Source organism: Mycobacterium sp. E2497 (assembly GCF_001668695.1).
GTDB lineage: Bacteria > Actinomycetota > Actinomycetes > Mycobacteriales > Mycobacteriaceae > Mycobacterium.
On the sequence record NZ_LZKD01000154.1, the window covers coordinates 1 to 23,885 of the forward strand.

Genomic DNA, 23,885 nt, shown 5'->3' on the forward strand with positions numbered 1-23,885 from the left:
ACATCGAGAACGCCCTGATCAAGTAGCTCCCGGAGACGTGCTGGTAGACGTCGTACACCAGCGACCGGTGCTCGACCTCCTCGGCGCCGTGCCAACGCAGCAGATCCAGCATCATGGGGTCGGCCTTCGCGTAGTCCAGGCCCCGGTTCGTCAGCACCCATTGGCCCAACATCGCGGTGTAGTGCTCCAGCGCGGCCACATCGGCCAGCCGCCGATACAGCCACCACCGCTTCATGGCCGGCGGAAACCACTGGGGCGGGTCGCCCAGCGTCATCGACAACAGCCTCCCGAGCCGATCCGTGTACGGCTTGGTGTCGATGCCCTGCTCGGCGAGGTGGTCGAGCACCGGTCGCTGGTGTACGACGTCTACCAGCACGTCTCCGGGAGCTACTTGATCAGGGCGTTCTCGATGTTGTTCGTCTCGCCGCTGTTCATCGGCTGGTGGGTCGCCGGCGCCAAATACCTGATGGCCCAAGACCCGACCACCGATCGCAAGTGGCGCTGGCGAGACTGGCTCTGGGCCGCTCGCGAGTACCGGTTGCCGGGCCCCTGGAAGCTGATGGTGACGACGCCCGTCCGGTACATGCGGCCCAGCCATCACCCCAACGACGAGGCGAACACACAGGTGGCGATCGACTACCTGGCTTATTCGCCGGTGGCCAAGGCCGCCCAGGAGCGGGCGCGATCCCAAGGGAAGTCGCCGGATCAAACTCAAGGAATCGAGACGTCCGGCAACGGAGCACGAAAGGCGAAGGTGCGATGAAGGTTTCGGTGGACCTTGACACCTGCGATGGCAACGGCGTGTGCATGAGCATCTGCCACGAGGTGTTCGACGTGCGCGAGGACGGTCTGCACGTGCTGCAGGACGAACCGCCCGAGGAACTGCGCCAACAGTTGATCGGTGCCGAGGTGTCCTGTCCCACCCAGGCCATCACGGTGAAGGACTGACCATGCCGACTCGCCAGCTGACAAACGTTGTCGTCGTCGGTGCGGGCGTGGCGGGGACCCGAGCGGCCGAGACGCTGCGGCACGAGGGCTACAACGGCGCCCTGACCATCGTGGGCGCCGAGCGGCAGGCCCCTTATCATCGCCCTCCGCTGTCGAAGAAGTTGCTGACCGGCAAGGTGCACCGGGCCGGGGTCGACCTGGCGCCGCAATTCGACATGGATGCGCGTGTCCTGCGCGGCGCGTCGGCGTTGAAGTTGGACATGACCTCGCGCACCGTCCACGTGCGCGACGACGGTCAGGACCTGCCCCTGCCGTTTGACGGACTGGTGATCGCCAGCGGCGCGACGCCGCGCGCATGGCCGGGCGGCCCAGGTCCCGACGGCGTGCTGATGCTGCGGACGATCGATGATTGCCTGGCCATTCGGGACCGCTTGGGTTCCCGGCCGCGGGTCGTGGTCGTCGGCGGTGGGTTCATCGGCGCGGAGGTCGCCGCGAGTTGCCGGTCGATGGGACTGGACGTCGCGCTGATCGAAAAGGCGAACGGCCCGCTGCTGGCCGTGTTGGGCAAGGAGCTGGCGCAGCGCTGGGCCGAGCTGCATCGCCGGCACGGCGTGGATCTGCGGGTCGGAGTCGGTGTCGACAGATTCGAGGGCGACGGCCGGGTGCGGAGGGTTCGGCTCACCGACGGCTCGCGGGTCCCGGCCGACCTCGTCATCGTCGGCCTCGGGGTCACCCCGGCCACCGACTGGCTGGACGGCTCCGGATTGCGTGTCGACGACGGGGTGATCTGCGACGCCGGCGGTGCCGTGGATGGCGACACCGGGAATGCCGCCGTCGTCGCCGCCGGTGACGTAGCCCGCTGGTGGCACCCGCTGTACGAACGGCACCTGCGCACCGAGCACTGGGACGACGCGGGCCGTCAGGGCGCGGCCGCGGCGCGGACATTGTTGGCGGGGCCGGAAAGTGCCGAGGCTCACGCCGAGCTGCCGTACTTCTGGTCCGATCAGTACGACGTCAAGCTCCAGATGCTGGGCGTGCCAAACGATTACGATGTTGTCGAGATCATCGAAGGCGATCCTGATTCGTGGGAGTTCGTCGCCGCGTACGGGCGGGGCGGTCGGACCATGGCCGTCCTCGCGACCATCCCGGGCCGGGTGAATGCCTATCGGGAGGCCATCGAGAAGGGCGTCGCGTTTCCGCCGAGGCGGCCGGATTAGCAAGGTGGGACGTTCGCTCCTGCCCGAGCCGTTCGGCCTCGAACATTAAGCGCAAGCAACGACTCGGTTGCGAGTGCGCCTCAGTCAGGAGCCGGCCCGGTTGCCGATTAGGTTTTCGCCTCGATGCGCATTACTCTTTCCCGCGGTTCGATTGCGACTCTTTTGAAAGCAGCCATGCCCACTCAGCCCAGCCTGCTGCGCCGACAAGCGTTGCGCAGCGCCCGCGCGTCGCGGATGGTTCCCCGCGTGAAGTGCCCGATGGTCGGCCAGTGCTTTGACGTCGAAGTCAGTCGTGACGCCGACGGGTGGATGATCCGGATTCCCGAGATCGGCAGGGTCACCCGCACCAGCCGCCGGGGCGCGGTGGAACTGGCGGCACGCAAGTGCATCGCCACCTGGACCGGCATCCCCATCGGTTATGTCGCCGTCTATGTCGTGAGCGAGATCGGTTAGCGCCGCATTCGTCGGCCGCACGTAGTGGCCAAGGTGTGCCTTTCGCGTGACCCCACCGCGACGATGACGCGAAACGCTCATCATCATGACGGTGCTCGCGGGAATCGCGGCTCTCGCGATGGCGACCTGCCTCGGCTACTACCTCGGCCGGCGCGCGGGATCGGCGCCGCCGACCTGGAAGCGGCGAACCAGTCGGGTCGCCATCGGGAGGACGGCGATCAGTCTGCTGGTGTTGTTGACCGCGCGCCGTGCGATGACCCTGTGGGGGCCGAGACTCCTCGCGCGAATGCGCCCCTACTGACCACGAGGACGGGAATGTCATTGCAGGGCAAGGTCGCGCTGGTGACCGGAGCGTCATCGGGTCTCGGCGCCGAGACGGCTCGGTTGTTTTCCCGCCAGGGCGCAACGGTTTTCGGCGTCGGCCGGGACACGGCCCGCCTGGCCGAGGTATTCGCCGATGTTCAGAACGGTTCCTACGCATCAGTGGACTTGACCTCGGCGCAGGCTTGCCGTGAGGCGGTCGAGCGGTGCGTGCGCGAATTCGGCGGGCTGGACGTGCTGGTCAACGTCGCCGGACAACACCAGATGCGCCGGACGGAGTCGATGACCGACAAGGACTGGGCGCAAGACCTCGCGGTCAACCTGAACGGGCCGTTCTTCCTGTGCCGGGCGGCGCTGCCGCACCTGCTGGAGCGGGGCGGCAACATCGTCAACGTCGGCTCCATCGCCGGCGTCGAGGGCCAGGCGTACTCGGCGGGCTACTGCGCCGCCAAGCACGGGCTGGTCGGACTGACCCGGGCTCTGGCGGTGGAGTACACCGCGGACCGCTTGCGCGTCAACGCGGTATGCCCCGGGGGCATGCTCACCCCGCAGCTCGAACACTTCAGCGCTCCAGAGAACCCCAACTACGACCTGATCATGCGCACGGCCTCGCCGCGCGGCATGATGCAGCCCGTTGACGTCGCGAACGTGATCGCCTTCCTGGCCAGCGACGCCGCGGCGGCGGTGCACGGCGCCGTGTATCGCGTCGACAACGGCAAGGGCGCAGGTTAGCTCGGTGCGGCCGCCTGCCGCAGCGGGCGGGCGCGCACCAGGGTCGGCCACCAGAACCACGGCCCCAAAATCCGCAGGATGCACGGCACCACGAACGAACGCACGATCAGCGTGTCGAGCAGCAGGCCGATGCACACGGTCGAACCCACCTGCCCGATGGTGCGCAGATCGCTGGTGAGCATGGCCAGCATGGTGAAGGCGAACACCAAGCCGGCGGACGTCACCACGCCGCCCGTGCTGCCGAGCGCCCGGATGAGGCCGGTGTGAATCCCGCCGTGCAACTCCTCTTTCACCCTGTTGATCAGCAACAGGTTGTAGTCCGAACCCACCGCCACCAGGATGATGAACGTCAGCGGCAGGACCAGCCAGTGCAGGTGCAGGCCGACCAGGTGCTGCCAGACGAGGATGGACAGCCCGAACGCGCCGGCGTAGGAGAACGCCACGGTGCCGGGAATCACCAAGGCGGCCACCAGACTTCGCGTGATGAACATCATGATCAAGAAGATCAGCACGAAGGCGGCGATCGCCGCGATCATGAGGTCGGACATCGCGTATTCCTTGATGTCCTTGTCGTTGGATCCCGAACCGCCGATGTAGATTCTGGCCCCGGCCAACGAGGTCTCTTTCAGGATCGTCTTGATCGCGTCGGGGAACTGTTGGACGTGCTCCACGCCTTCGGGGCCCATCGCGTCGCCCTCGTGGGTGACGATGAACCGGGCCGCCTTGCCGTCCGGCGACATCATCAGCTTCATCCCGGTCTTGACGTCGTCGTTGTCGAAGCCCTCGTGCGGGATGTAGAAGAAGTCGTCGCTGCGTGACTTGTCGAAGTCGTTGCCCACGTTGATCAGATCATCGAACGTCTGCGCGGTTTGGGTGGTCTGCAGGTCGGCGGATCCGTAACTGTTGACCAACTTCGACTGCAGTGCCTCGGTGTCGTCGGCGGTGGCTTTGAGTTGGGCGATGATCTGCGGGAAAGCCTTGTCCACTTCCTCGAGGGACACCTTCGCGTCCGCGATGTCGTCGGCCAACTTGTCGACCTGATCGATCGTCTCGAACAGCGAGCGGAACGTCCAGCAGATGGGGATGTCGAAACAGTGCCTCTCCCAATAGAAGTAGCTCTTGATCGGCCGGAAGAAATCGTCGACGTTGGAGACCTCGTCCCTGATGTCGTCGGCAACCCGTTGCAGATCTTCGACCGTGAGTACGGTCTGGTGCAGTTCGTCGGACACCTTTTGGAAGAAGCCGATCTCCTTGCGCAGGACCTCGACCGAGTGCGCCTGAATGTCGGCCTGCGCATCGGTGTTGGAGTTCTGCTCCTTGCTGAACGGCAGTTGTTGGCCGTTGCCGCTGCCCTGTGTGGTGAACAAGTAGGGGATGCTGGCGTGCTCGAGCGCGCGACCCAAAGGCCTGGTCATGCCCTGCACCATCGCCACGCCGTGCAGGCGGATCAGGGCCTTGGCGACGCGGTCCAGGGAGATGAAGTCGGCGGAGTTACGCATGTCGTGATCGGTTTCGACCATGAGCATCTCGGAGAAGAGCTTGCTCTTGGGGAAGTGCCGATCCGCTGCCTGGAAACCCAGGTTGGCGGGCGCACTGGCCGGCTGGTATTGCCTGTCGTCGTAGTTCTGCCGGTAGGTGGGAACGAAGATCGCGCCGAGCATGACGATCGCGGAACTGGCCACCAGGATGGGCACCGGCCACCGCACGACGCTCGCCCCGATGCGCCGATACAGATATCCCTTGGCGCTGGTCCTCGGGTCGAACATCCCGAACAGGCTGCCGACGGTCAACGCCGCCGGGCCTAGCGTCATCGCCGCGGCGATGGTGAACAGCATGGTGATCGCCACGGCCGGACCCATGGTGTGGAAATAGTTGAGGCGCGCGAACGTCAAGCAGTAACACGCGCCGGCGATCGTCAGCCCGGAGCCGATGATGATGGGCGCGACACCCTTGTACGCGATGTAGAAGCTGTCCTCCCGGCTTTCGCCGGCCTGCCGGGCCTCGTGGTAGCGGCCCATCAAGAAGATGCCGTAATCCGTTCCCGCGCCCAGAGTTAACGCGATCACGATGTTCACCGCGAACGACGAGAGCTCGATGTACCCGAGGTGCCCCAGCGTCGAGACGATCCCCTTCGCGACGAGCATCTCGATGAGCACGCCGAGCAAGGGCACCAACAGGGTGGATGGGGTGCGGTAGACCAGCAACAGCATCACGACGATGAGGATGATGGTGACGATCGTGACGTTGTTCAGGCTCGCGTTCGCGATAGCCAGCGTGTCCGAGGCCAACGGAGCCGCGCCGCTGACGTAGACCTTGAGCCCGGGCGGTGGCGGGTCTTTCGTGATGATGTCACGGACGGCGTCCACGGACTGGTTGGCCTGAATCTGGCCGATGTCGCCGGCCAGACGAAGGAGCACATAGGTGCACTTGCCATCCACGCTCTGCGCTCCGGCCGCGGTGAACGGCTTGCCCCACAGGTCCATCACGTACTGCACGTGCTGGGTGTCGCGCTGAAGGCGGCGCATCAGGTCGTCGTAGTACCGGTGGTCGGCGTCTCCCAGCGGCCGGTTCGCCTCGAACACCACCATGGTCAAGTTGGTCGAGTTCGATTCGTGGAACTTCTCGCCGATGTGCAGCAGCGCCCGCTGTGAGGGCGCGTAGTGCGGCACCATCGGGCCGGCGAGTTCCTCCGCGACCCGTTCCACCTGCGGCATGAAGGTGTTCGTGGTGACCGCGAGGAGGCCCCAGAAGAAGATGATCGGGATCGCGAAAGCCCGCACCATCCTGGGGATGAACGGGCGTTTGGTCCGGGGCTCGTCGAGGCGATGCTCGGTCATGCCGATTTCACCCGGCACTCGACGTCGGCGTCGGGATGGTCGTCCGACTGCTCGTCGCGGACCACGCCATCCACCAGCATCCGGCAACTCACCTGACCGCTACGAACGTGAACCGAGATGCTTCCGGACGCCACCGAGAGAGTCGTGGTCTCCGTGTGGGACCACGGCAGGGCCGTGATATCGACCTGGTGCGGATGGCCGTCGATGTCGATGTAGACGAGCTTCCCTCCCTTGCCGGCGTTGCCGAACACCTCGTAGGTGATCCGCTTGACATTGAACTGCTCAGGCGCCTGCGGACCATTGACGGTGATGACCGGCTCCGGTTCGGAGAACTGGTGCACTTTGTACATGCACAGCAGGCCCACACCGACCGCAACGACGGTGACCAACGGCATCCAGCCCCGCTCCAAGGCAGTCCTGCCGACTGAACGACGGCTCACTCCATCACCTTTCGCGACCCAGTCCTAAGACGTGCCCGCCTCGTCTCCGCCCCATGTCAGCCGGCCAGCGGCTCGTCGTATATCAATAAGGTTGACATACATCGGTAAAGAGATTACTGCAGCCGGGTCGCCGGCGCGATCCGGGTGTGTCGAACCTGGGTCGCGAGCCCCTCATGCCGCGACTTGCGCGCCGCGCAGCCGCCTCTTCAGACGTGCGCTACTTCGAAGCCGTAGGGCGAGGTTAGTCGACGTCAACATGGGGATCACCCCGAGGAACGTGCGCTCGGAAGGGGTTGCTCCATGCAGGTGGTACAGACTGCCGAAGACGTAGAAGCAGCCGAGCATGAACAACGCGCCGGGGATGCAGAGCGCCATAAAGGAGCTACGGTCGGCGACGACCTGGCGCGCGTAGTCCAGCTCTTCCGCCGACATGGGTTCGCGTTTGCGCAGCTTGCGCACGACCTCTTTGGCGCTGCCGATCTCCTCGCTTATCGGGCTGGTCGTCCGCCTCTCCATCCGCCTGACGTACGCGGCGGCAATGGTGGCGAGTGTCAGTGCCAGGCCCAAGGCGATCACGGTCAGTAGGCCGAACAAACCCTCAGTCACGATCACACTCCTTGTGAGACGAGCAGGATGCCGCGGTCGATCCTGTCGGTGCTCATCGGGAAACCCTACTTCTCGGGCATCAGAACCCGAAGTCGCCGCCGCCGGAATCCGAGCCACCGCCGCCGAAATCGGATCCGCCGAAGTCGGATCCGCCGCCGGAGTCCCAACCGCCGCTGAAGTCGACGTCTCCGCCACCCGAGTACGAGCCGCCGTTGCCTGCGAAGCCAGTATCGCCGCTGGAGTCGTAACCACCGCCGAACCCGACATCGCCTTGCGGGCTGTCATACCCGGCGTTTTGGCCGCCGCCGTAGCCGGCATCCGCGTATGCCGAATCGCGGCCGGCGTCGAAGCCGCGCTCGTAGCTGCCGCCCCAATGGTCGTCCAGCAGCGCGTCCATCAGCAGGACGTCCGTCAGCGCCCAACCCCAGCCCGCACCCCAGAACGCGTATGGGTAGTACCCCGGGTAGAAGAACATTCCGTTGTAGTAGCCACCCCCGTAATAGTGGGGATAACCGGGCTGCGGGGTGGTGCTGTAGTTGTTGTTGTTGATCGTCACGTACTCGCCGGTCTCGGGGTTCTTTGCGCGCACCGAGGCCTGCTTGCGGTCGTCTTCGGGCACCGAGTCGACGGCGGCGACGTTCGGCGCAGGGCGACCGGGGTTGAGTTTCTGGTTGGCCTTGGCCACCGTCGACTGCACCACCCTCAGGTGCGCGCGCGCTGCGCCGTAGTCACCTGTCTCATAGGCCTTTCTGGCGTCATACAGGCTGGCGTTGGCCTTCGTGGACTCCGCGCTGACGTCCGTTTCGCTGTTGGTGAGCACCGCGTTATCGAGGTCGCCGACGTCCGCTGTTGCGGTGATCAATTCCTGCTTGATCTGCTCGCGCGCTGCTGCGTCCTTGCGGCGCTTGCCGTTTCGGCTCGCCACGAACCAGATCAAGCTGACCACGCTCAACGCGACGGCGAGAAAGACCAGCAGGGTCCACAACCATGCCCAGCGGTCGGGGTTCTTGTGCACGGCAGGGGAGGTGGTGCTCGCCGGTCCCCCGGAGGGCACGTCCACCCTGGCCAATCTGCTGACGAATTCACTCGTCGCGCCCTGCGGGTCGTTCCGGTGAGCCCTGGCCGACTGGCTCATCAACGGATCGACGCTGTCCGCGATCGCCTTGGGCACGTTGTAGGCGCGCACGTGATAGCCCCGGGAGTCGATGACCAGAATGATCCCGCTGAAGGTGGGATCGCGTCCGAGGATGACGTTGTGAATGGCGTCCGGGGTGCTCACCCCGGTCTGGCTGGGGGCCACCGCCGCCACCCAGACCGGCGGCGTGGAACTCCACGTCCATCGGCTGGACAGGATCTGGTCGTTGAGCCTGTCGGGGTCCCGCAGCGACGGATTCGCCGTCGGGTCGGCCAGCACGTGCGTCTGGGCGTTGAACTTGTTCACCAGCTGATCGGTATAGGTGTCGGCCGACGCGGACGGCGCGAGCAGCAGCATCGCCAGCGCCACGGTGAACGGGGCCAGCGCAAGCCGACGGAATCGTAGGGTCACTTTCCTCCTGCCAGGGTCACTGAGTCGATCCTTGCGGCGGACCGGGAAAACGTCCACTATCGACCCACGGTCCAGCCGTCGTAACCTTTTCCGCGTGAACGCCTGGCGCAGCCCGTTTCGGGCCGACCTGCTGCGGTGCTCTTCCTCGCCTACGATGCGGCGTCGTATGTCACCGGGGGGGCGACGCTCGTCGTCGACGGCGGTGGATGGCTGACCGCCAGCGGGGTGCCGGACCTACCCGGGTACCGCTAGCCTGACGCGATGTATCCGCGGGGGAGTACCGAGAAGTCCACGCACGCCGCGGCCAAGACGTCGCCCAACTGGGGAGGGACCGGCGCGGCGAGCGTGAGCATGGCACCCGCCGATGGCGCCTTCAGGGTGGCGACGTTGCGGCCGGTCAGCAACATGATGGCGTCGGATTCGATGTCGCTCCAACCGGTGTGAACGGTCATCAGGGTGAGCACACCGATCGCCTGGCCGGTCGGCGACAACAGGCGGTGGTGCCATGCGCTGTCGGCCTTGTGTCCGGTGTGTGGTTGCACCACCGCCAGCACGGTGCCGCCCCCGTCTTCCAATTGCGCCGCGCCGTCGACGGGCACAATTCTTCCCACGGGTGTGCTCCCGTTGGTGATGGTGGTCGTTGCGGCCACCGCGATCTTGAGCTCATCGCCGGCTGCCGAGGACAGCTTGTATTCGCCCTTGCCCCCGTTCTTGAAGCCGAATAGCACCGCGGGACCGCCCTTTTGTTGCGCCCGCGCCAATTCGGTGCCGTCGGGGGTGGTGAGCGCGACACGCAGCGCGTTGGACGTCGACCTCGTCAGGCGAGCGAGGACGACCGTTGCATCGCCCAGAATTGACATGCCGAGATCCTAGGCCCGGCGCAGCGATTTTCGGCCGGTTTTCTCACATCTTCACGGTCAGCGGCCACACGTTCCAGATGTCGTCGCAGTACTCGGTGATCGCGCGATCCGAGGAGAACTTGCCGCTGCGAGCGGTATTGAGGATGGACATCTTCGTCCACGACTCCCTGTCCTGCCACGCCGCGCTCACCTGCTCCTGGCAGTTCACGTAGGACGCGTAGTCGGCGCACACCAGGAAGGGGTCCTCATGGCGCAGGTTGTCCACCAGCGGCCGGAACACCTCGGTGTCGCCGTGCGAGAACGTGCCGGCCGCAATGAGATCCAGCACCGCGCGCAGCTCGTCGTTGCGGTCGATGTAGTCGGCCGGGCGATATCCGGCCGCCTTGACGGCCTCGACCTCCTGTTCCGTCAGGCCGAACAGGAAGAAGTTCTCCGGCCCCACCTCGTCGCGCATCTCCACGTTGGCGCCGTCGAGCGTGCCGACGGTGAGGGCGCCGTTGATCATGAACTTCATGTTCCCGGTGCCCGACGCCTCCTTGCCCGCGGTGGAGATCTGCTCGGACAGATCCGCGGCCGGGTAGATCATGTGGGCGTTCTGCACGTTGAAGTTCGGCACGAATGCGACCTTCAGGAACCGGTTGACGTCCGGGTCGGCGTTGACGGTCTCCCCGACGGCGTTGATCAATTTGATGATCCGCTTGGCCATGAAGTAGCCGGGGGCGGCCTTGCCGCCGAAGATGAAGGCCCGCTGCGGAATCGACAGGCCGGGGTCCTGCTTGAGTCGGTGATAGAGCGCCACGACGTGCAGGACGTTGAGATGCTGGCGCTTGTACTCGTGGATGCGCTTGACCTGGATGTCGAACATCCAGTCCGGGTCGAGGTCCACCCCCGCCACCGAGCGGATGTACTTGGCCAGGCGCGCCTTGTTGTTCCGTTTGATGTCGCGCCATTCCCGGCGGAAGGCGGCGTCGTCGACGAAAGGCTCGAGCCCGCGCAGGCGCTCCAGGTCGGTCAGCCAGCCGTCGCCGACGGTGCGGTCCAGCAGTTCCCGCAGCCCCGGATTGGCCAGCGCCAGGAAGCGGCGCGGCGTCACGCCGTTGGTCTTGTTGCTGAACCGCTCCGGCCACATCTCGTAGAAGTCTTTGAGCACACTGCTTTTCAGCAGCTCCGAGTGCAGCGCGGCCACGCCGTTGATCGCGTGGCTGCCGACGGTGGCCAGGTGCGCCATCCGGACGCTCTTGCCACCGTTCTCGCCGATGAGCGACATCCGACCGACCCGGTCGTCGTCCCCGGGGAACCGGGCGCGTACCTCGTCCAGGAACCGGCGATTGATCTCGTAGATGATCTCCAGGTGACGCGGCAGCGCCTCGGCGAACATGTCCAGCGGCCAGGTCTCCAGCGCCTCCGGCAGCAACGTGTGGTTGGTGTAGCCGAACGTCGCGACGGTGATCTCCCACGCCTCGTCCCAGTCGAGCTGGCGTTCGTCGACCAACAACCGCATCAGTTCGGCGACGCCGATCGACGGATGGGTGTCGTTGAGCTGCAACGCAAAACGCTGGGGAAGTTCCTTGACGGACACGTCGGCGAGATCGTCCATGATGTGCAGCACATGCTGCAGCGAGCAGGACACGAAGAAATACTGCTGCAGCAGGCGCAGCTGCTTACCCGCCTCGGGCTCGTCGTTCGGGTAGAGCACCTTGGTGACTGTCTCCGACATCACCTCGTCCTCGACGGCCCCGTAGTAATCGCCGGTGTTGAAGGCTTCCAAGGCGAACGACTTGACCGCCCGCGCGCTCCACAACGTCAGCACGTTGCAGGTGTTGACGCCGTAGCCCTGGATCGGCGTGTCGTAGGCGACGCCCTTCAGTACTCGCCCTGGCACCCATCGGACGCGGTCCTTGCCGGCGTCGTCCGTGTAGTGAGCCGCGTAGCCGCCCCACTTGACCAAGTAGTTGACGTCGGGTTTGGCGATCTCCCAAGGGTTCCCGTGGTCCAGCCAGTTGTCGGTCTGCTCGACTTGCCAGCCATCGTGGATCTCTTGATCGAAAATGCCGAACTCGTAACGGATTCCGTAGCCGATCGCCGGGCGCTCCAGGGTTGCCAGCGAGTCCAGGTAGCATGCGGCGAGCCGGCCGAGGCCGCCGTTGCCCAAGCCCGGTTCCTCCTCGCACGAAAGGACGGTGTCCAGGTTCTGGCCCATCGCGGCCAGCGCTTCGCGGGCCGCCCGCTCCATGCCGAGATTGAGCAGGTTGTTGCCCAGTTGCGGACCCATCAGGAACTCCGCCGACAGATAACACGTCACCTTGCGGCCGAGATCGAGCGAGGTTTGGGTCGACACCACGCGGCGGTCCTGCATGCGGTCGCGCACGGCCAGTGCGAGCGCCCGATAGTAGTGCTCGGGCCGGCGGGCCGCCGCGGGGCGGCCGATCGAGTAGCGCAGGTGGTCGTTGATGGCCCGTTGCAGCGCGGCCGCGCTCATCCCGGTGCGAGAGTGCTCAACCAGATCGGACCGGGCGGGGCTGGCGGGAGCGAGTCCGTCGGGGGGCGTCTGTTCGACATCGGTCATGGTGAGTCCTACTCCCTCGAGGTTGCCGCAATCAACCTGTCCGCCCGGGGGCGGCAGAGCGTCAGTCTGGCAGCGATGTTTGCACACCAGGCGCGCAGTTGAAGGCTGTTACGTAAACACCAGCTCACGGTCCGGCGACGAAACGACGTTGTCAGGTGGCGGGAATGGAGCGCTGTCGGTCTCAAAGCGAGGGGTGACACGACGCCGGATACGGATATGTTCCGACCATGTGGGACATCGACGGAAGCACCGTGTTCGGAAGCACCGCCGGCAGGGGAGAGCCGGTGCTGCTGTTGCACGGCTACCCGCAGAGCGCGTCCTGCTGGCGCCATCAGATCCCGGAACTGTCCGGAAACCATCATGTCGTGGCACCGGACTGGCCGGGCTTCGGCCGGTCCGCTCCTCCGCCCACCGTGCCCACTTACGACAACGAGGTAGAGCGGATCGAAAGGTTCGTCGAGGAGTTGGGGTGGCAACGGTTCAACCTGTGCGCCCACGACTTCGGCGGCTTCATCGGCCTCGGTTATGCCATCCGCCATCCCGACCGGGTGCTGCGACTCGCTCTTTTGAACACCCGCGCACACGGCATCTTCCGCCCGTGGTTCTACCGCTTTTCGCGGGCCCAACACTGGATCGCGACGCGGCCGGCGCTATCTGAAGCCGCACAACACCTTCCGCTGGCCGCGCTGCACCATGTAGCGCTGGCGCGCTACCGAAGGCTCGGTTGCTTCGACACCACGCTGGAAGCCGAGTATCTGGGCTGGATGAATGCGCCGGAAGGAAAGCGCACGTTCTGGAACTTCTTCGCGCACTACCCGGTGTCCGCCGTGCCGTGGCTCGCGGAGGGCCTGGGGAAGATACGGTGCCCGGTCGCCGTGATCTGGGGCGACCGCGATCCCTATATCCCGTTCGGTACCGCGCGCGAATTGGTGGCGTCAATCCCGCAGGCCAAGCTGATTCGGCTGCGGGGCGCCGACCACTATGTCATGGAGGAACGACCAGGCGAGGTGACCGCGGCGCTACTCGATCTGCTGAGTACGCCTCTGCCGGTCCGCGCCTAGCGTCAGTGGGCGCCGGACAAGTTCAACGTGACCACGCCGGCGATGATCAACCCGACACCGACCACCTTGGCGACGGAGACCGTCGAGCCGAGGAACAGCACTGCGATGAGCACGATGAGCGCGGTGCCGATCGCCGACCACAACGCGTACGCGACGTCCGTCTGCATACCGCGGGAGATCGACAGTGCCAGCAGCGCGAACGAGATGGCGTAACCCGTGAGGCAGATGACCGTCGGCCACAGTCGGGTGAAGCCCTCCGTGCTTTTGAGCAGGCTGGTCGCGGCTACCTCCGCGACGATGGCGCAGAGAAGAAGAACGTATGTCAAGGAGTCTCCTCGGACGAGCGACGGACGGACTGTCTGGAGCTAACCCGAGGAGGACTCCTTGGGGTCTTGGGACTCCGCCTCGTCCTCAAGGGCTGCGAGATGGTCGTCGTGTGCGGCCTGCCAATGCTCATCGGCCGCTTGTTGCAGTCGAGCGGTGGGCCCAAGTCCTTGCAGTGCGGCGCGCTGATAGCTGTTCGCCGTTCGCTCGTGCACCCGAGCCAACTCTTCGTGCCGCAGCGCCGCCGCGTGGTGCGCCTCTTTCGCGCGGCGCAAGGATTCCTCGGCGCGGCGGTGCGCCAGCGCGACCGACTCCGGAGTCGGGCGCTCGCCCGCGGCCAATTCCGTCCTGCGCTGGTTGAGTTCTTTCACCCGCTGCCGGACCTTGGCGGCCCGCTCCGAAGGGCCCGATTGCCCACCGGAGGCAGTCTCGCCCATCACTTATTCCCATCCATGAGAGTCCACGAGCCGGCGTCTTCTTCACCCGATGTAAGCGAGTATGACGTTACGCCGAAATGGTGTTGCCAAGGAGTGGCTGGGCCGGGACCGTAACCTCGCAATCGTGACAAAGGATTTGGACCGGCGACTGGATCGCTACACCCCGGCGGCGCTCAGTGTGTTTCGGCTCGTCTATGGCTTGCTGTTCGCCGCATACGGGTCGAGGAGCCTGTTCGATTGGCCCGTCCGTTCGCCGGTTCGCGTCGAGTTCGGCTCGTGGCCCGGGTGGTACGCCGGGCTGATCGAAGTCGTCGCGGGTCTGCTCATCGCGACGGGTGTGTTCACCCGGGCCGTCTCGTTCGTGGCCTCGGGGCAGATGGCGGTCGCGTACTTCTGGATCCACCAGCCCCAGGCGCTGTGGCCCGTCGCCGACCCACCGGCGGGCAACGGCGGCGCGCTGGCGATCCTCTTCTGCTTCGCGTTCTTGCTGCTGGTCTTCACAGGCGGCGGGGCTTACTCGATCGACGCGCTGCGCGGGCGGCGACATGGTCGTTGATCGTCAAGCACAACCGGCGAAAGCGCACACCACGGACGGAATTGGAAGACATGACGGCAATACTTCCGGGGCTTGGCAAAGCGCTGTCACTACTGGATTAAGGGGCGCCCGGTCAGCTGCAGTTGGCGTGAAGATTTTGGCACCACATTCCGACGCCACCCCAGTCACCCGACGAACCGACCGAATCTTCGTATGGGTTCGTCATTGTGGTCGGGTACTGGATCTGCCATTCGTCGATCGTCGGGATGTCGTCGACCTGGCCCGGGTCGGGAGACGCGAGGGCCCTTCCGACCGAAAATCCGGTGCCGCCCGTCAAAGCCGCAAGGGCCGTCAATCCCACGATGAGTAGAGCAGCATACCTACGCTTCATCGTCGCGGCCTTTCCGTTGTCTGCCTGAAATGCCAGCTAACTGCGCCAATTCTACCTTCGGTGTCCATATCGCATAAGAGTTACGAACACACAACAACTTCGATCGGCCGCCCAGCAAATTTCGCGACTCGAATCGGCAAGTGCGTACGTTAGCGTGCGTGAGGCCGATAGCCGTGGTCGTTCGTCGCGCCGTGGTGCTCGCCGTTTGCCTCGTCATGTCTGTGGCCGCGGCGCCGCCGGCGACCGCTGACCCCGATGACGGTCCCGAGATCGAGCCTGCCGCGGCGGCTTCGGCACCGGCCGCGGGGGCGGTGCCCTCGAATCCCCCCGTCATCCTCAACACTCCGGACGGCTGGACCCTGGGGCTGGGCGCGAAGGACGAGGCGCAAGTCCCGGTCGCGCCGCTGACCACCTCCATCGCGTCGCGCGAATACATGGCAAGCGGCATCTACGTCGGCTCCCTGAAAGGACCGGAAGAGCCCCACGGAATCCTGGAAGTGGGCTATCAGATCGGCTGCGGGATCGATATGAGCACCTCCAACGGTGTGATCATGGAGGGCGGTGCCGGCATCATCCCGGGCGTCAGCCCCACCTTCGACACCACCGGTACATTGCCGCCCCTGCTGCCGTTTGTTTCGACTCCGATGAACGGCGTGATGAGCATCGGAATGAAACCGGGCCTCGTCCTGACGGTGCCGGTGATCAAGAAGAACTTCAAGGGTGCCAATCCCTGGGTGATGATCAGCAACTTCCACATCAAGATCGACGGATGCGTGGGCCAGTCGTTCATCCGCTCCTACGCGGTGCTGACCCGGATGACCGACCTGTCCGACGTCGTGGTGTCGTACGTCGGCGTCACCAAATCCGTCTGAGGCCGATGGTGGCGACCCGCTTCGCCCGGCTCCGCCGCGCTAGCGATCGCCACGCCGCGGGGGATGCCGGCCAGCTTGTCGGCGAACTTCGCTTCCGCGGCCGCGCGCAACCGCAGCAAGTGACACGGTCGCGGCGTGGGAGTGCGACGTGCTGCCTCAGGTCCGCGGCTGAGCCTCCGCTTCGGCATTGCCGTAGAAACCCGCCCGAAGCAACGCGGTGATCTCGCTGACCAACGGCATCCGCGGATTCGTGCGGTTGCTGAGATCCTCGAACGCCGTCATCGCCAACGCGGGCAGCGCCGTCAGGAATTGCTCCTCGCCGATGCCGTGCTCGCGCAGCGATCGCGGCATGCCGAGCCGATTCAGTAGGTCGTCGACCCCGTGAAACAACCGGCCACGGCATTCCTCGGGCTGGTGCCCGCCGAAAATCAGCCGGCCGAGCTGCGCGTACTTGTCCGGCGCCACGTAGGCGGCATATCCCGGTGCGGGCATGAATTTGCTCGGCAGACTTGCGTTGTAGCGCAGCACATGCGGTAGGAAGATGCCGTTCGCTCGGCCGTGCGAGATCCCGAATCTCGCGCCGACGGCATGCGCGAGCGCGTGATTGGTCCCGACGAACGCATTCGAGAAGGCAAGCCCCGCAAGGGTCGCCGCATTGGACATGTCGGTTCGCGCGGACAGGTCGTCGGGATCCTCGTATGCCCTCGGCAGCGCGTCGAAGATCAGCCGCGCCGCCTGGGCGCACAACGCGTCCGTATAGGGCGAGGCGAAGATCGAGACGCAGGCCTCCAGGGCATGTGTCAGCGCGTCGATGCCCGTGTCGGCGGTCAGCTTCTGCGGCATCGACGAGGTCAGGACCGGGTCGACGATCGCGAGATCGGGCACCAGGCTGTAGTCGACGAGCGTTTCCTTCTTGCCGCGCACCGTCAGCACCGCCGCCGGCGAGACTTCCGACCCGGTACCCGATGTCGTTGGGACGGCGACCAATTGGACGCGGTGACGGTCGGCCGGATAGTCGGCCACACGCTTGCGGGGGTCGAGGAACGGCATCGTCAACTCGTCGAGGCTCTTCTCCGGGTGTTCGTAGAACAGGCGGATCGCCTTGCCGGCGTCCAGCACCGAGCCGCCGCCGACGGCGACCAGCAGATCGGGTCGGACCCGCTGCAGCAGCGCGACACCACGGCGGATGGTTGCCTCGTCGGGCTCCGGCGTCACCTCGCCGAACACCTGCACGTGCACGGCGCGCAGCTTGCCGCGCAGCTGGTCGACCACGCCGCGCTCTTCGGTGAGGGCGTCGGTGATCACCACGACGGTTTCGCAGTCGAGCTCCCGCAAGTTGTCCAGTGCGCCTTCGTTGAAGTAGGTATTGGACGGGACGCGGAACCATTGCGGCGGGGTGCGGCGCCGCGACACGGTTTTGATGTTCATCAGTTGGCGGTAGTTGACGTTCTCCGTCGTGCTCGACCCGCCCCAGGTGCCGCACCCCAGCGAGAACGTGGGTGTCAGGTTGTTGTAGACCCCGCCGAGCGCCCCGACCGCGGTGGGCGCGTTGACCAGGATGCGCCCGGTGCGAACCGCCAGGCCGTATGCCTCGATGACGTCCTCGTCGTTGGCGTAGACCGCCGAGGTGTGACCCAGCCCCCCGTGCTCGGTGACCAGGACGGCCACGTCGATGGCGTGCTGTACGCCGCGTGCTCGCACCACCCCGAGCACCGGCATCAGCTTCTCGGCCAACAGCGGATGGGCGGCGAGTTCGTCCAGGTCCGCGGGGAGCTGCGCCAGCAGCACCTTCACGGTCGGTGACACGCTGAAGCCGGCCCGGGCGGCCAGCTCCGAGGCCTTCTGCCCGACCGCCTCGAGCGAGATCTTGTCGCCGCAGCCAAACGCGAACTCCGCCACCGCCGCGGCCTCGTCGGGGGTGAGCAGTTGGGCGCCCATCCGCTCGAACTCGGCCATCACCTCGTCGTATATCTCGTCGTCGATGATGCAGGTTTGCTCGGCCGGGCAAATGACCGACGAGTCAAAGGTTTTCGAGATCAGGATGTCGACGACCGCGCCTTTGATGTCCGCCGTCTTGTGCACGTAGATCGGCGCATTGCCCGGACCGACGGACAGGCCCGGCTTCCCGGCCGAATTCGCCAGCGCGACGATCTTCGGTCCGCCCGTCACCCAGATGAAATCGACACCTGGATGCTTGAACAGATAGTGCGTCACCTCGTGCGCGGCGTCGGGAATGACCTGCAGCGCCCCGGGCGGCATGCCGGCGGCCTCGGCCGCCGGTCGGAGGATTTCCAGGGTGCGTTCGCAGCAGCGCACCGCATACGGTGACGGCCGGAAAAGAATGGCGTTGCGGGTCTTGGCGGCGACGATCGCCTTGAACAGCACGGTCGAGGTCGGGTTGGTCACCGGGGTGATGGCCAGTACGACCCCGATCGGTTCGGCCACGTAGGCGATGTTGTGTTCGACGTCCTCGTCGATGACTCCTACGGATTTCTTGTCGCGCAGGTAATCGTGCAGGAACTCGGTGGCCACGTAGTTCTTGACGACCTTGTCCTCGAAGACGCCGAAACCCGTCTCCTCGATCGCGACACCAGCCAGTTCCCCGGCTGCGCGAACCCCGGCGCGCACCATCGCCTCGACGATCGCATCGACCTTCTCCTGGTCAAGGTTGCGGAAGGCTGCGGCCGCCGTGGCCGCCCTGTCGACGATCGCATCGACTTCGTGTCTGCGCTGCTCGACAACTTCGATGGAGGGGGTGGGCTGAGTTCGCGTAGTGGTCATGATCGGGTTTTCGATGAGGAGGGGACACTAGGGACTCCAGAATGAGCAGAAGCCAGTCCAGCGCCTAGGGCTGAAAGGCCCACGACGAGCTGGCCCGAAGGGGCCACATCTGGCGCGTTCGGACCGTCCGCGGTGCCCAGGCCTCACCGATACTGGCGCTCATGCACATCACCGTCGACCTCGACCTGTGTGAGGGTCATGGGCAGTGCCTGCTGGCCGCTCCCGACGTTTTCGACATTCCCGACGGTGCCGAACAAGTGGTGGTCCTCGAGCCGGACCCGCCCGAAGCCGACCGGGAACGTGTGATCCGGGCGGCGGCGATGTGCCCCGCGCAAGCGATCCGAATCCTCAACTGAGGCGGTTGGTTTCGGCAACGTCATCGAGCAGCCGGTAACGTCCGGCCAGCGCGGCGGCCGCTATGCGGTTGCTCACCCGAAGCTTGTGCAGCAGCGTGGCCACCATACGTTTGGCGGTGCGCTCCGACACCAGCATCCGCTGGGCGATGTCGCCGGTTTCCGCGCCGGTCGCGAGCAGCGTCCATAGTTGAAGGTCCTGGGCCGACAGGCTGTCCAGCAGTTCGGACGGCGGCTTGCGGGTGTTGCTCAGCAGCGCGTCGAGCAGCGCGCCGTCCACAACCCGCAAGCCCTCCGCGATCGTCCACAAGGGTCCCGCCAGCGCCTCGGGCCTCGCGGTCTTGGGCAGAAAGCCGTCCGCGCCGGCCCGCAACGCCTCTTCGGCCAGCGCCAGGTCCTCGGTCCCCGACAGCGCCAGTATCCGGGTCGTCGGGCGGCGCGCCTTGATGTGCCGGATGGCGGCGACCCCGCCCAGCGGCGGCATCGACAGGTCGATGATCGCGACGTCGGCGTCGCAGCGGGCCACCAGGTCGGCGGCCTCTTCCACGTACGTCGTCTGGCCGCCAACGGTGAACAGTTCGCCCCACTCGCGGGTCAGCAACAGGGCGAGGCCCTGCGCGAAAAGCTCATGGTCGTCGACGATCACCACGACATACGGCGAGCGAGTCATTGCCGCGATGCTAACCCCAACTCTATGGTCAGCTGGGTGAGACCGCTCGATCAGCCCGGAACCACGATGGACTTCGACGGCGGGGACTACGGGCTGGCCCGCACCGTCGTCGCGGTACGGGTCGCCGTCGTCATCTCCATCGGTGTGTTGCTGGCGATCGGACCCCAATGGGTCCGTCAGCACACAGCGGCCACGGTCGCGGTGCTGGGCGGCGCGATGGTTTACGCCGCCATCGTGATGGCCCACCCGCAGCTGGAGGTGCGGCGCACCCGGTACGCGTGGCTGGTCACCGCCTTCGACTCGGCGTTCACGCTGGCGCTGATCGCCCTGAGCGGGGGCGTCTACAGCCCCGTGGTCGCGGTGCTCGCGCTGGCGGTGATCGCCTCGGCGGCGCGCCTCTCCTTCAGCGAAACCCTGCTGGTCGCGCTCCTGTTGGGCGCCGCCTATATCCCCGTGGCGCTGATCTCGTCGCCGCAACGCCCCGTTACGCCGGCTCCGGCACTACAGGCCGGCTGGTCGGCGGTGTACCTGCTGTTCGTCGCGATCATCACCGCGGGGCTCTCGGCGCTCGCCGAACGCGAACACCGTTCCCGTGTGCGCGCACTGGTCGAAGCAGAGGCCGAACACGCCGCCGCCGAGGAGGAACGCGACCTGCGGGCGCGCCTGCTGCGGTCCTACCAGTCGCAGCAGGATGGACTTCAGGTGCTGGTGCACGAATTCCGCACTCCCGTCACGTCTTTGGAGGCGCTGACCGAGGCTTTGACTTCCACGACTTCGGCGCAGCCGATGTCGCAGGCCGATCGGGAGACCAGTCTGCGGCTGGTGGCCCGCCACGTGCATCACCTGGCCGACATGCTCGATGCGTTGTCCGACGTCGCACTCAGTCGCCGCCCGACGTTCTCCGCGGGCAGGATTCGCCGCGTCGACGTGGCCGACCTCGTGGCCGCCGCCGCCGATGCGGTCGGGTTGGCGCCACCGCGGCTGCGGCTGAACGTCACCGGCGACGTCGGGGCCGTGGCCGTCAACGCCCAGGGGCTGCGCCGGCTGCTGACCAACCTCCTGGAGAACGCCTCACGGCACGGCCGTCGTGAACCCGTCGACGTCACCTGCTCGCGCGAAGGCGACGAGCTGGTCTGCACGGTGGCCGACCGGGGTCCGGGTATCCCGGCCGAAAACCTCGGTGAGCTGACCGCCAAATACGTCAGCGTCGGCGGCCAGCGCGGCACCGCGGGCCTCGGCCTGTGGATCGTGCAGCAGATCGCCGAGGCGATGGGCGGCCGGGTCGACTTCGCCGCGCGCGACGGCGGCGGCCTGATCGCTACCTTCCGCGCACCGATCGCCTGATCCAGCGGTTCCACGCGCTGGCCCGCGCAGGCCAGTGATTGGCACTCGCGTCTGTGCCGCGGCGCCGTCGCGCTGGCCAGCATGGGTGCGATGCGGCGGTGACGTGCACCACAGCACACCGCCAGAAAGGCCCCACGATGACCGCTCCAACGACCGCGCCCACCCACAAGGACATCGACCTGAGTGCCCGCGAGTTCTGGGCGAGACCGCCGGAGGAGCGCGACGCTGCCTTCGCCGTCCTGCGCGCGGAGAACCCGGTGCCGTGGAGCCGTCCCGCCGAGTCGGATCTGTTGCCCCCCGAACTCAACACCAGGGGGTTCTGGTCGCTGACCAAGCAAGAAGACATCCGGATGGCCAGCCGCCACCCGGAGATCTTCTCGTCGGCCGAGGGCATCACGATGGAGGACTTCGCCCCCGAGGCGGTGGAGATCGCGCAGTCCTTCATTGCGATGGACGCCCCGCGGCACACCCAGCTGCGCGGGATCACCACGGAAGCCTTCAAGCCGAAGAACGTGCGCCGGCTCGAGGGGTGGATCCGCGGCCACGCCCACGATCTGGTCACCGAGATGGCCCACCTGGGCCAGGGCGACTTCGTGCAACTCGTGTCGGTCAAGCTGCCCGGCCGGATCTTCGGCAGCTTCTTCGGGCTGCCCGAGGGCGACCTGCGGGACAAGGCCGTCACGGCCGCCCAGCGCCTGGTGGGTTGGACCGACCCGAACATCCGCGGCGAGCAGAGCGAACTCGAACTGTTCATGGGCGCCGTGATGGATCTGCACGAGGTGGCAACGGTGTTGATCCCCGAGCGGCGGGCCAATCCCGGTGACGACCTGATGACCTGGATGGTGCAGGCCGAGTTCGACGGCAAGAAGATGACCGATGACGAGCTGAAGGCGTTCTTCGTGCTGATGGGCGTCGCGTCCAACGACACCACGCGGCACGCCTCCGCCCACGCCATCGCCGCCCTCTCGAAGTTCCCCGAGCAGCGCGCACTGCTCGTCGAGGACGTCGAGGGCAGGGTCGGCACTGCCGTGGAGGAGGTGCTGCGCTGGGGATCGCCGTTGCTGCACATGCGCCGCACCGCCACCCAGGACGTCACCGTCCGCGGCTCCGAGATCAAGGCCGGCGACAAGGTGGTGCTGTGGTACTACTCCGGCAATCGTGACGAGGACGTCTTCGACAATCCGCATTCGTTCGACATCCTGCGAAACCCGAACCCGCACATCGCCTTCGGTGGCGGGGGTCCGCACTTCTGCCTGGGTGCGGCGCTCGCGCGCACCATGCTCAAGGCCTTGCTGACCGAGGTCTACACGCGCATTCCGGACATCTCGGCACCGGAGCCGCACTACGCGCTGGCCAACTTCATCAACGGCGTCAACAGCCTGCCGGCCACCTGGACGCCGGAACGATGAAGACGAAGGCGGCGGTGCTGTGGGGGCTGCACCAGAAGTGGGAGGTCGAAGAGGTCGACCTCGACGGGCCCAGGGAGAACGAGGTCCTGGTCAAGATGGCGGCCGCCGGCCTGTGCCACTCCGACGACCACCTGATCACCGGCGACATGCCGATGCAGCTACCGGTGGTCGGCGGCCACGAGGGCGCGGGGGTGGTCGTCGACGTCGGCCCCGGCGTCACAGAAGTGGCCCCGGGCGATTCGGTGGCGTTGAGCTTCATCCCGGCCTGCGGTCGCTGCGAACCGTGTTCACGCGGCATGAGCAACCTGTGCGTGCTCGGCGCCGCCATCATCGCCGGACCGCAGCTCGACGGCACCTTCAGGTTCCACGCGAAAGGCCAAGGGCTGGGCCAGATGTGCGTGCTGGGAACGTTCTCCGAATACACGGTGGTGCCGCTGGCCTCGGTGATCAAGGTCGACCCGTCCACCGCGCTGGACACCGCCGCGCTGGTCGGCTGCGGGGTCACGACCGGCTACGGCAGCATGGTCCGCACCGGCGAGGCGCGTGACGGCGACGCCGTGGTGGTCATGGGGGTCGGCGGGATCGGGATGAACGCGGTCCAGGGCGCTCGGATCGCCGGAGCACGCATCATCGTCGCCCTCGATCCCGTGGAGTACAAGCGGTGCCGTTCGCTCGAGTTCGGCGCCACCCACACGGCGGCGACGGTGGCGGAGGCGCAAGCCCTGATCACCGACCTGACGCGCGGTCAGATGGCCGACGTCTGCGTGGTCAGCACCGATTCGGCCGAGGGGGTCTATGTCGCGCAGGCGCTGAGCCTGGTCGGCAAGCGCGGCAGGGTGGTGATGACCGCGATCCCGCATCCGGCCGACACCTGCGTCGACATGTCGCTGTTCGACTTGACCCTGTACGAAAAGCAGGTCCGCGGATCGCTTTTCGGATCGTCCAATCCGCGCCACGACATACCGCGGATGCTGGAGCTGTACCGCGCCGGTCGGTTGAAGCTCGACGAGCTCGTCACGCGTGAGTACACCCTGGAGGAGATCAACACGGGCTACGCCGACATGCACGCCGGCGTGAACCTGCGCGGGCTGATCCGGTTCTGAACCGGGCCACCGATGATCAGCCTGATCACCCTCGTCGTCATTTTCGCTGCCCCGCTCGGCATTCCGGCCGGGGTCAGCG

25 protein-coding genes and 2 pseudogenes are annotated in these 23,885 nt (G+C 66.2%); 15 read left to right on the forward strand and 12 right to left on the reverse strand.

Features of this window, described 5'->3' with window-relative positions:
* A partial coding sequence (locus tag A5713_RS14125; protein ID WP_231980402.1) for a metal-dependent hydrolase occupies nt 1-346 on the reverse strand: 346 nt, incomplete at its 3' end.
* Here A5713_RS14125 and A5713_RS14130 point away from each other — a divergent pair.
* The 6 genes from A5713_RS14130 to A5713_RS14155 all read left to right on the forward strand — a co-directional run bounded on the left by A5713_RS14130 (nt 335) and on the right by A5713_RS14155 (nt 3,671).
* Complete coding sequence (locus tag A5713_RS14130) at nt 335-763, forward strand: metal-dependent hydrolase (protein ID WP_231980404.1); 429 nt, start codon at nt 335-337, stop codon at nt 761-763. The genes A5713_RS14125 and A5713_RS14130 overlap by 12 nt on opposite strands.
* Nucleotides 760-948, forward strand: a complete 189-nt coding sequence (locus tag A5713_RS14135; RefSeq protein WP_067924799.1) for a ferredoxin — start codon at nt 760-762, stop codon at nt 946-948. Before A5713_RS14130 ends, A5713_RS14135 begins: the two co-directional genes overlap by 4 nt.
* 2 nt (nt 949-950) lie before the next feature.
* Nucleotides 951-2,165 (forward strand): NAD(P)/FAD-dependent oxidoreductase, encoded by a 1,215-nt coding sequence (locus A5713_RS14140; RefSeq protein ID WP_068096356.1) that lies wholly within the window; start codon nt 951-953, stop codon nt 2,163-2,165.
* 258 nt (nt 2,166-2,423) lie between these two features.
* Nucleotides 2,424-2,618 carry a long chain fatty acid-CoA synthetase Faa4p gene (locus tag A5713_RS14145; RefSeq protein WP_067924825.1) on the forward strand — a complete coding sequence of 65 codons (195 nt, stop codon included), beginning with the start codon at nt 2,424-2,426 and terminating at the stop codon, nt 2,616-2,618.
* An 85-nt stretch (nt 2,619-2,703) separates the two neighbouring features.
* Nucleotides 2,704-2,919: a hypothetical protein gene (locus tag A5713_RS14150; protein WP_067924804.1), complete on the forward strand. Its 216-nt coding sequence runs from the start codon at nt 2,704-2,706 to the stop codon at nt 2,917-2,919.
* A gap of 14 nt (nt 2,920-2,933) precedes the next feature.
* A complete protein-coding gene (locus A5713_RS14155) occupies nt 2,934-3,671 on the forward strand; it encodes an SDR family NAD(P)-dependent oxidoreductase (RefSeq protein WP_068096358.1) in 738 nt (245 codons plus the stop codon).
* Here the strand turns inward: A5713_RS14155 and A5713_RS14160 are convergent.
* The 4 genes from A5713_RS14160 to A5713_RS14175 all read right to left on the reverse strand — a co-directional run bounded on the left by A5713_RS14160 (nt 3,668) and on the right by A5713_RS14175 (nt 9,100).
* Entirely contained in the window at nt 3,668-6,508 is a 2,841-nt protein-coding gene (locus A5713_RS14160) for an RND family transporter (protein ID WP_068096360.1), read from the reverse strand. The genes A5713_RS14155 and A5713_RS14160 overlap by 4 nt on opposite strands.
* Entirely contained in the window at nt 6,505-6,903 is a 399-nt protein-coding gene (locus A5713_RS14165; protein ID WP_068096361.1) for an MmpS family transport accessory protein, read from the reverse strand. Before A5713_RS14165 ends, A5713_RS14160 begins: the two co-directional genes overlap by 4 nt.
* Nucleotides 6,904-7,119: 216 nt before the next feature.
* Nucleotides 7,120-7,554 carry a hypothetical protein gene (locus tag A5713_RS14170; protein WP_068096412.1) on the reverse strand — a complete coding sequence of 145 codons (435 nt, stop codon included), beginning with the start codon at nt 7,552-7,554 and terminating at the stop codon, nt 7,120-7,122.
* Between the two features lie 79 nt (nt 7,555-7,633).
* Nucleotides 7,634-9,100 carry a hypothetical protein gene (locus A5713_RS14175; RefSeq protein WP_068096362.1) on the reverse strand — a complete coding sequence of 489 codons (1,467 nt, stop codon included), beginning with the start codon at nt 9,098-9,100 and terminating at the stop codon, nt 7,634-7,636.
* 129 nt (nt 9,101-9,229) lie between these two features.
* Between A5713_RS14175 and A5713_RS29705 the strand changes: the two are divergent.
* Nucleotides 9,230-9,352, forward strand: a pseudogene (locus A5713_RS29705) (hypothetical protein); the annotation flags it as partial.
* Here A5713_RS29705 and A5713_RS14180 read toward each other — a convergent pair.
* Together A5713_RS14180 and A5713_RS14185 are read right to left on the reverse strand one after the other, a co-directional pair.
* A complete protein-coding gene (locus A5713_RS14180; RefSeq protein WP_067924821.1) occupies nt 9,349-9,960 on the reverse strand; it encodes a hypothetical protein in 612 nt (203 codons plus the stop codon). The pseudogene A5713_RS29705 and the gene A5713_RS14180 overlap by 4 nt on opposite strands.
* A 43-nt stretch (nt 9,961-10,003) precedes the next feature.
* Complete coding sequence (locus A5713_RS14185) at nt 10,004-12,439, reverse strand: glycogen/starch/alpha-glucan phosphorylase (RefSeq protein WP_068096415.1); 2,436 nt, start codon at nt 12,437-12,439, stop codon at nt 10,004-10,006.
* Nucleotides 12,440-12,753: 314 nt separating this feature from the next.
* Between A5713_RS14185 and A5713_RS14190 the strand changes: the two genes are divergently transcribed.
* The gene (locus A5713_RS14190) at nt 12,754-13,587 is read left to right on the forward strand and encodes an alpha/beta fold hydrolase (RefSeq protein ID WP_068096363.1); all 834 of its coding nucleotides are present in this window, start codon (nt 12,754-12,756) and stop codon (nt 13,585-13,587) included.
* A 2-nt stretch (nt 13,588-13,589) separates the two neighbouring features.
* Here A5713_RS14190 and A5713_RS14195 read toward each other — a convergent pair whose 3' ends face one another.
* Nucleotides 13,590-13,913 carry a multidrug efflux SMR transporter gene (locus A5713_RS14195; RefSeq protein ID WP_068096367.1) on the reverse strand — a complete coding sequence of 108 codons (324 nt, stop codon included), beginning with the start codon at nt 13,911-13,913 and terminating at the stop codon, nt 13,590-13,592.
* A gap of 39 nt (nt 13,914-13,952) precedes the next feature.
* Nucleotides 13,953-14,348 carry a hypothetical protein gene (locus tag A5713_RS14200; protein ID WP_068096369.1) on the reverse strand — a complete coding sequence of 132 codons (396 nt, stop codon included), beginning with the start codon at nt 14,346-14,348 and terminating at the stop codon, nt 13,953-13,955.
* Between the two features lie 124 nt (nt 14,349-14,472).
* Between A5713_RS14200 and A5713_RS14205 the strand changes: the two genes are divergently transcribed.
* Complete coding sequence (locus tag A5713_RS14205; protein ID WP_068096371.1) at nt 14,473-14,904, forward strand: DoxX family protein; 432 nt, start codon at nt 14,473-14,475, stop codon at nt 14,902-14,904.
* Nucleotides 14,886-15,005, forward strand: a pseudogene (locus A5713_RS29210) (phosphotransferase family protein); the annotation flags it as partial. The gene A5713_RS14205 and the pseudogene A5713_RS29210, both read left to right, overlap by 19 nt.
* A gap of 11 nt (nt 15,006-15,016) precedes the next feature.
* Here the strand turns inward: A5713_RS29210 and A5713_RS28760 are convergent.
* Nucleotides 15,017-15,244: a hypothetical protein gene (locus tag A5713_RS28760; RefSeq protein WP_231980405.1), complete on the reverse strand. Its 228-nt coding sequence runs from the start codon at nt 15,242-15,244 to the stop codon at nt 15,017-15,019.
* A gap of 245 nt (nt 15,245-15,489) precedes the next feature.
* Between A5713_RS28760 and A5713_RS14215 the strand changes: the two genes are divergently transcribed.
* A complete protein-coding gene (locus A5713_RS14215) occupies nt 15,490-16,146 on the forward strand; it encodes an MspA family porin (RefSeq protein ID WP_068096418.1) in 657 nt (218 codons plus the stop codon).
* A 156-nt stretch (nt 16,147-16,302) separates the two neighbouring features.
* On the opposite strand, the gene adhE is transcribed toward A5713_RS14215, so the two are convergent.
* Entirely contained in the window at nt 16,303-18,927 is a 2,625-nt protein-coding gene (gene adhE, locus A5713_RS14220; protein WP_068096378.1) for a bifunctional acetaldehyde-CoA/alcohol dehydrogenase, read from the reverse strand.
* Between the two features lie 161 nt (nt 18,928-19,088).
* Between adhE and A5713_RS14225 the strand changes: the two genes are divergently transcribed.
* Nucleotides 19,089-19,283: a ferredoxin gene (locus A5713_RS14225; RefSeq protein ID WP_067927974.1), complete on the forward strand. Its 195-nt coding sequence runs from the start codon at nt 19,089-19,091 to the stop codon at nt 19,281-19,283.
* On the opposite strand, the gene A5713_RS14230 is transcribed toward A5713_RS14225, so the two are convergent.
* Complete coding sequence (locus A5713_RS14230; RefSeq protein ID WP_197509459.1) at nt 19,276-19,950, reverse strand: response regulator transcription factor; 675 nt, start codon at nt 19,948-19,950, stop codon at nt 19,276-19,278. The genes A5713_RS14225 and A5713_RS14230 overlap by 8 nt on opposite strands.
* A 36-nt stretch (nt 19,951-19,986) precedes the next feature.
* Between A5713_RS14230 and A5713_RS14235 the strand changes: the two genes are divergently transcribed.
* The 3 genes from A5713_RS14235 to A5713_RS14245 all read left to right on the forward strand — a co-directional run bounded on the left by A5713_RS14235 (nt 19,987) and on the right by A5713_RS14245 (nt 23,806).
* On the forward strand, nt 19,987-21,294 hold the full coding sequence (locus A5713_RS14235) for a sensor histidine kinase KdpD (protein ID WP_231980406.1): 1,308 nt from the start codon (nt 19,987-19,989) through the stop codon (nt 21,292-21,294).
* Nucleotides 21,295-21,431: 137 nt separating this feature from the next.
* On the forward strand, nt 21,432-22,703 hold the full coding sequence (locus A5713_RS14240; protein WP_067927977.1) for a cytochrome P450: 1,272 nt from the start codon (nt 21,432-21,434) through the stop codon (nt 22,701-22,703).
* Nucleotides 22,700-23,806 (forward strand): NDMA-dependent alcohol dehydrogenase, encoded by a 1,107-nt coding sequence (locus tag A5713_RS14245; RefSeq protein WP_068096381.1) that lies wholly within the window; start codon nt 22,700-22,702, stop codon nt 23,804-23,806. Before A5713_RS14240 ends, A5713_RS14245 begins: the two co-directional genes overlap by 4 nt.
* The last annotated feature ends 79 nt before the right edge of the window (nt 23,807-23,885 follow it).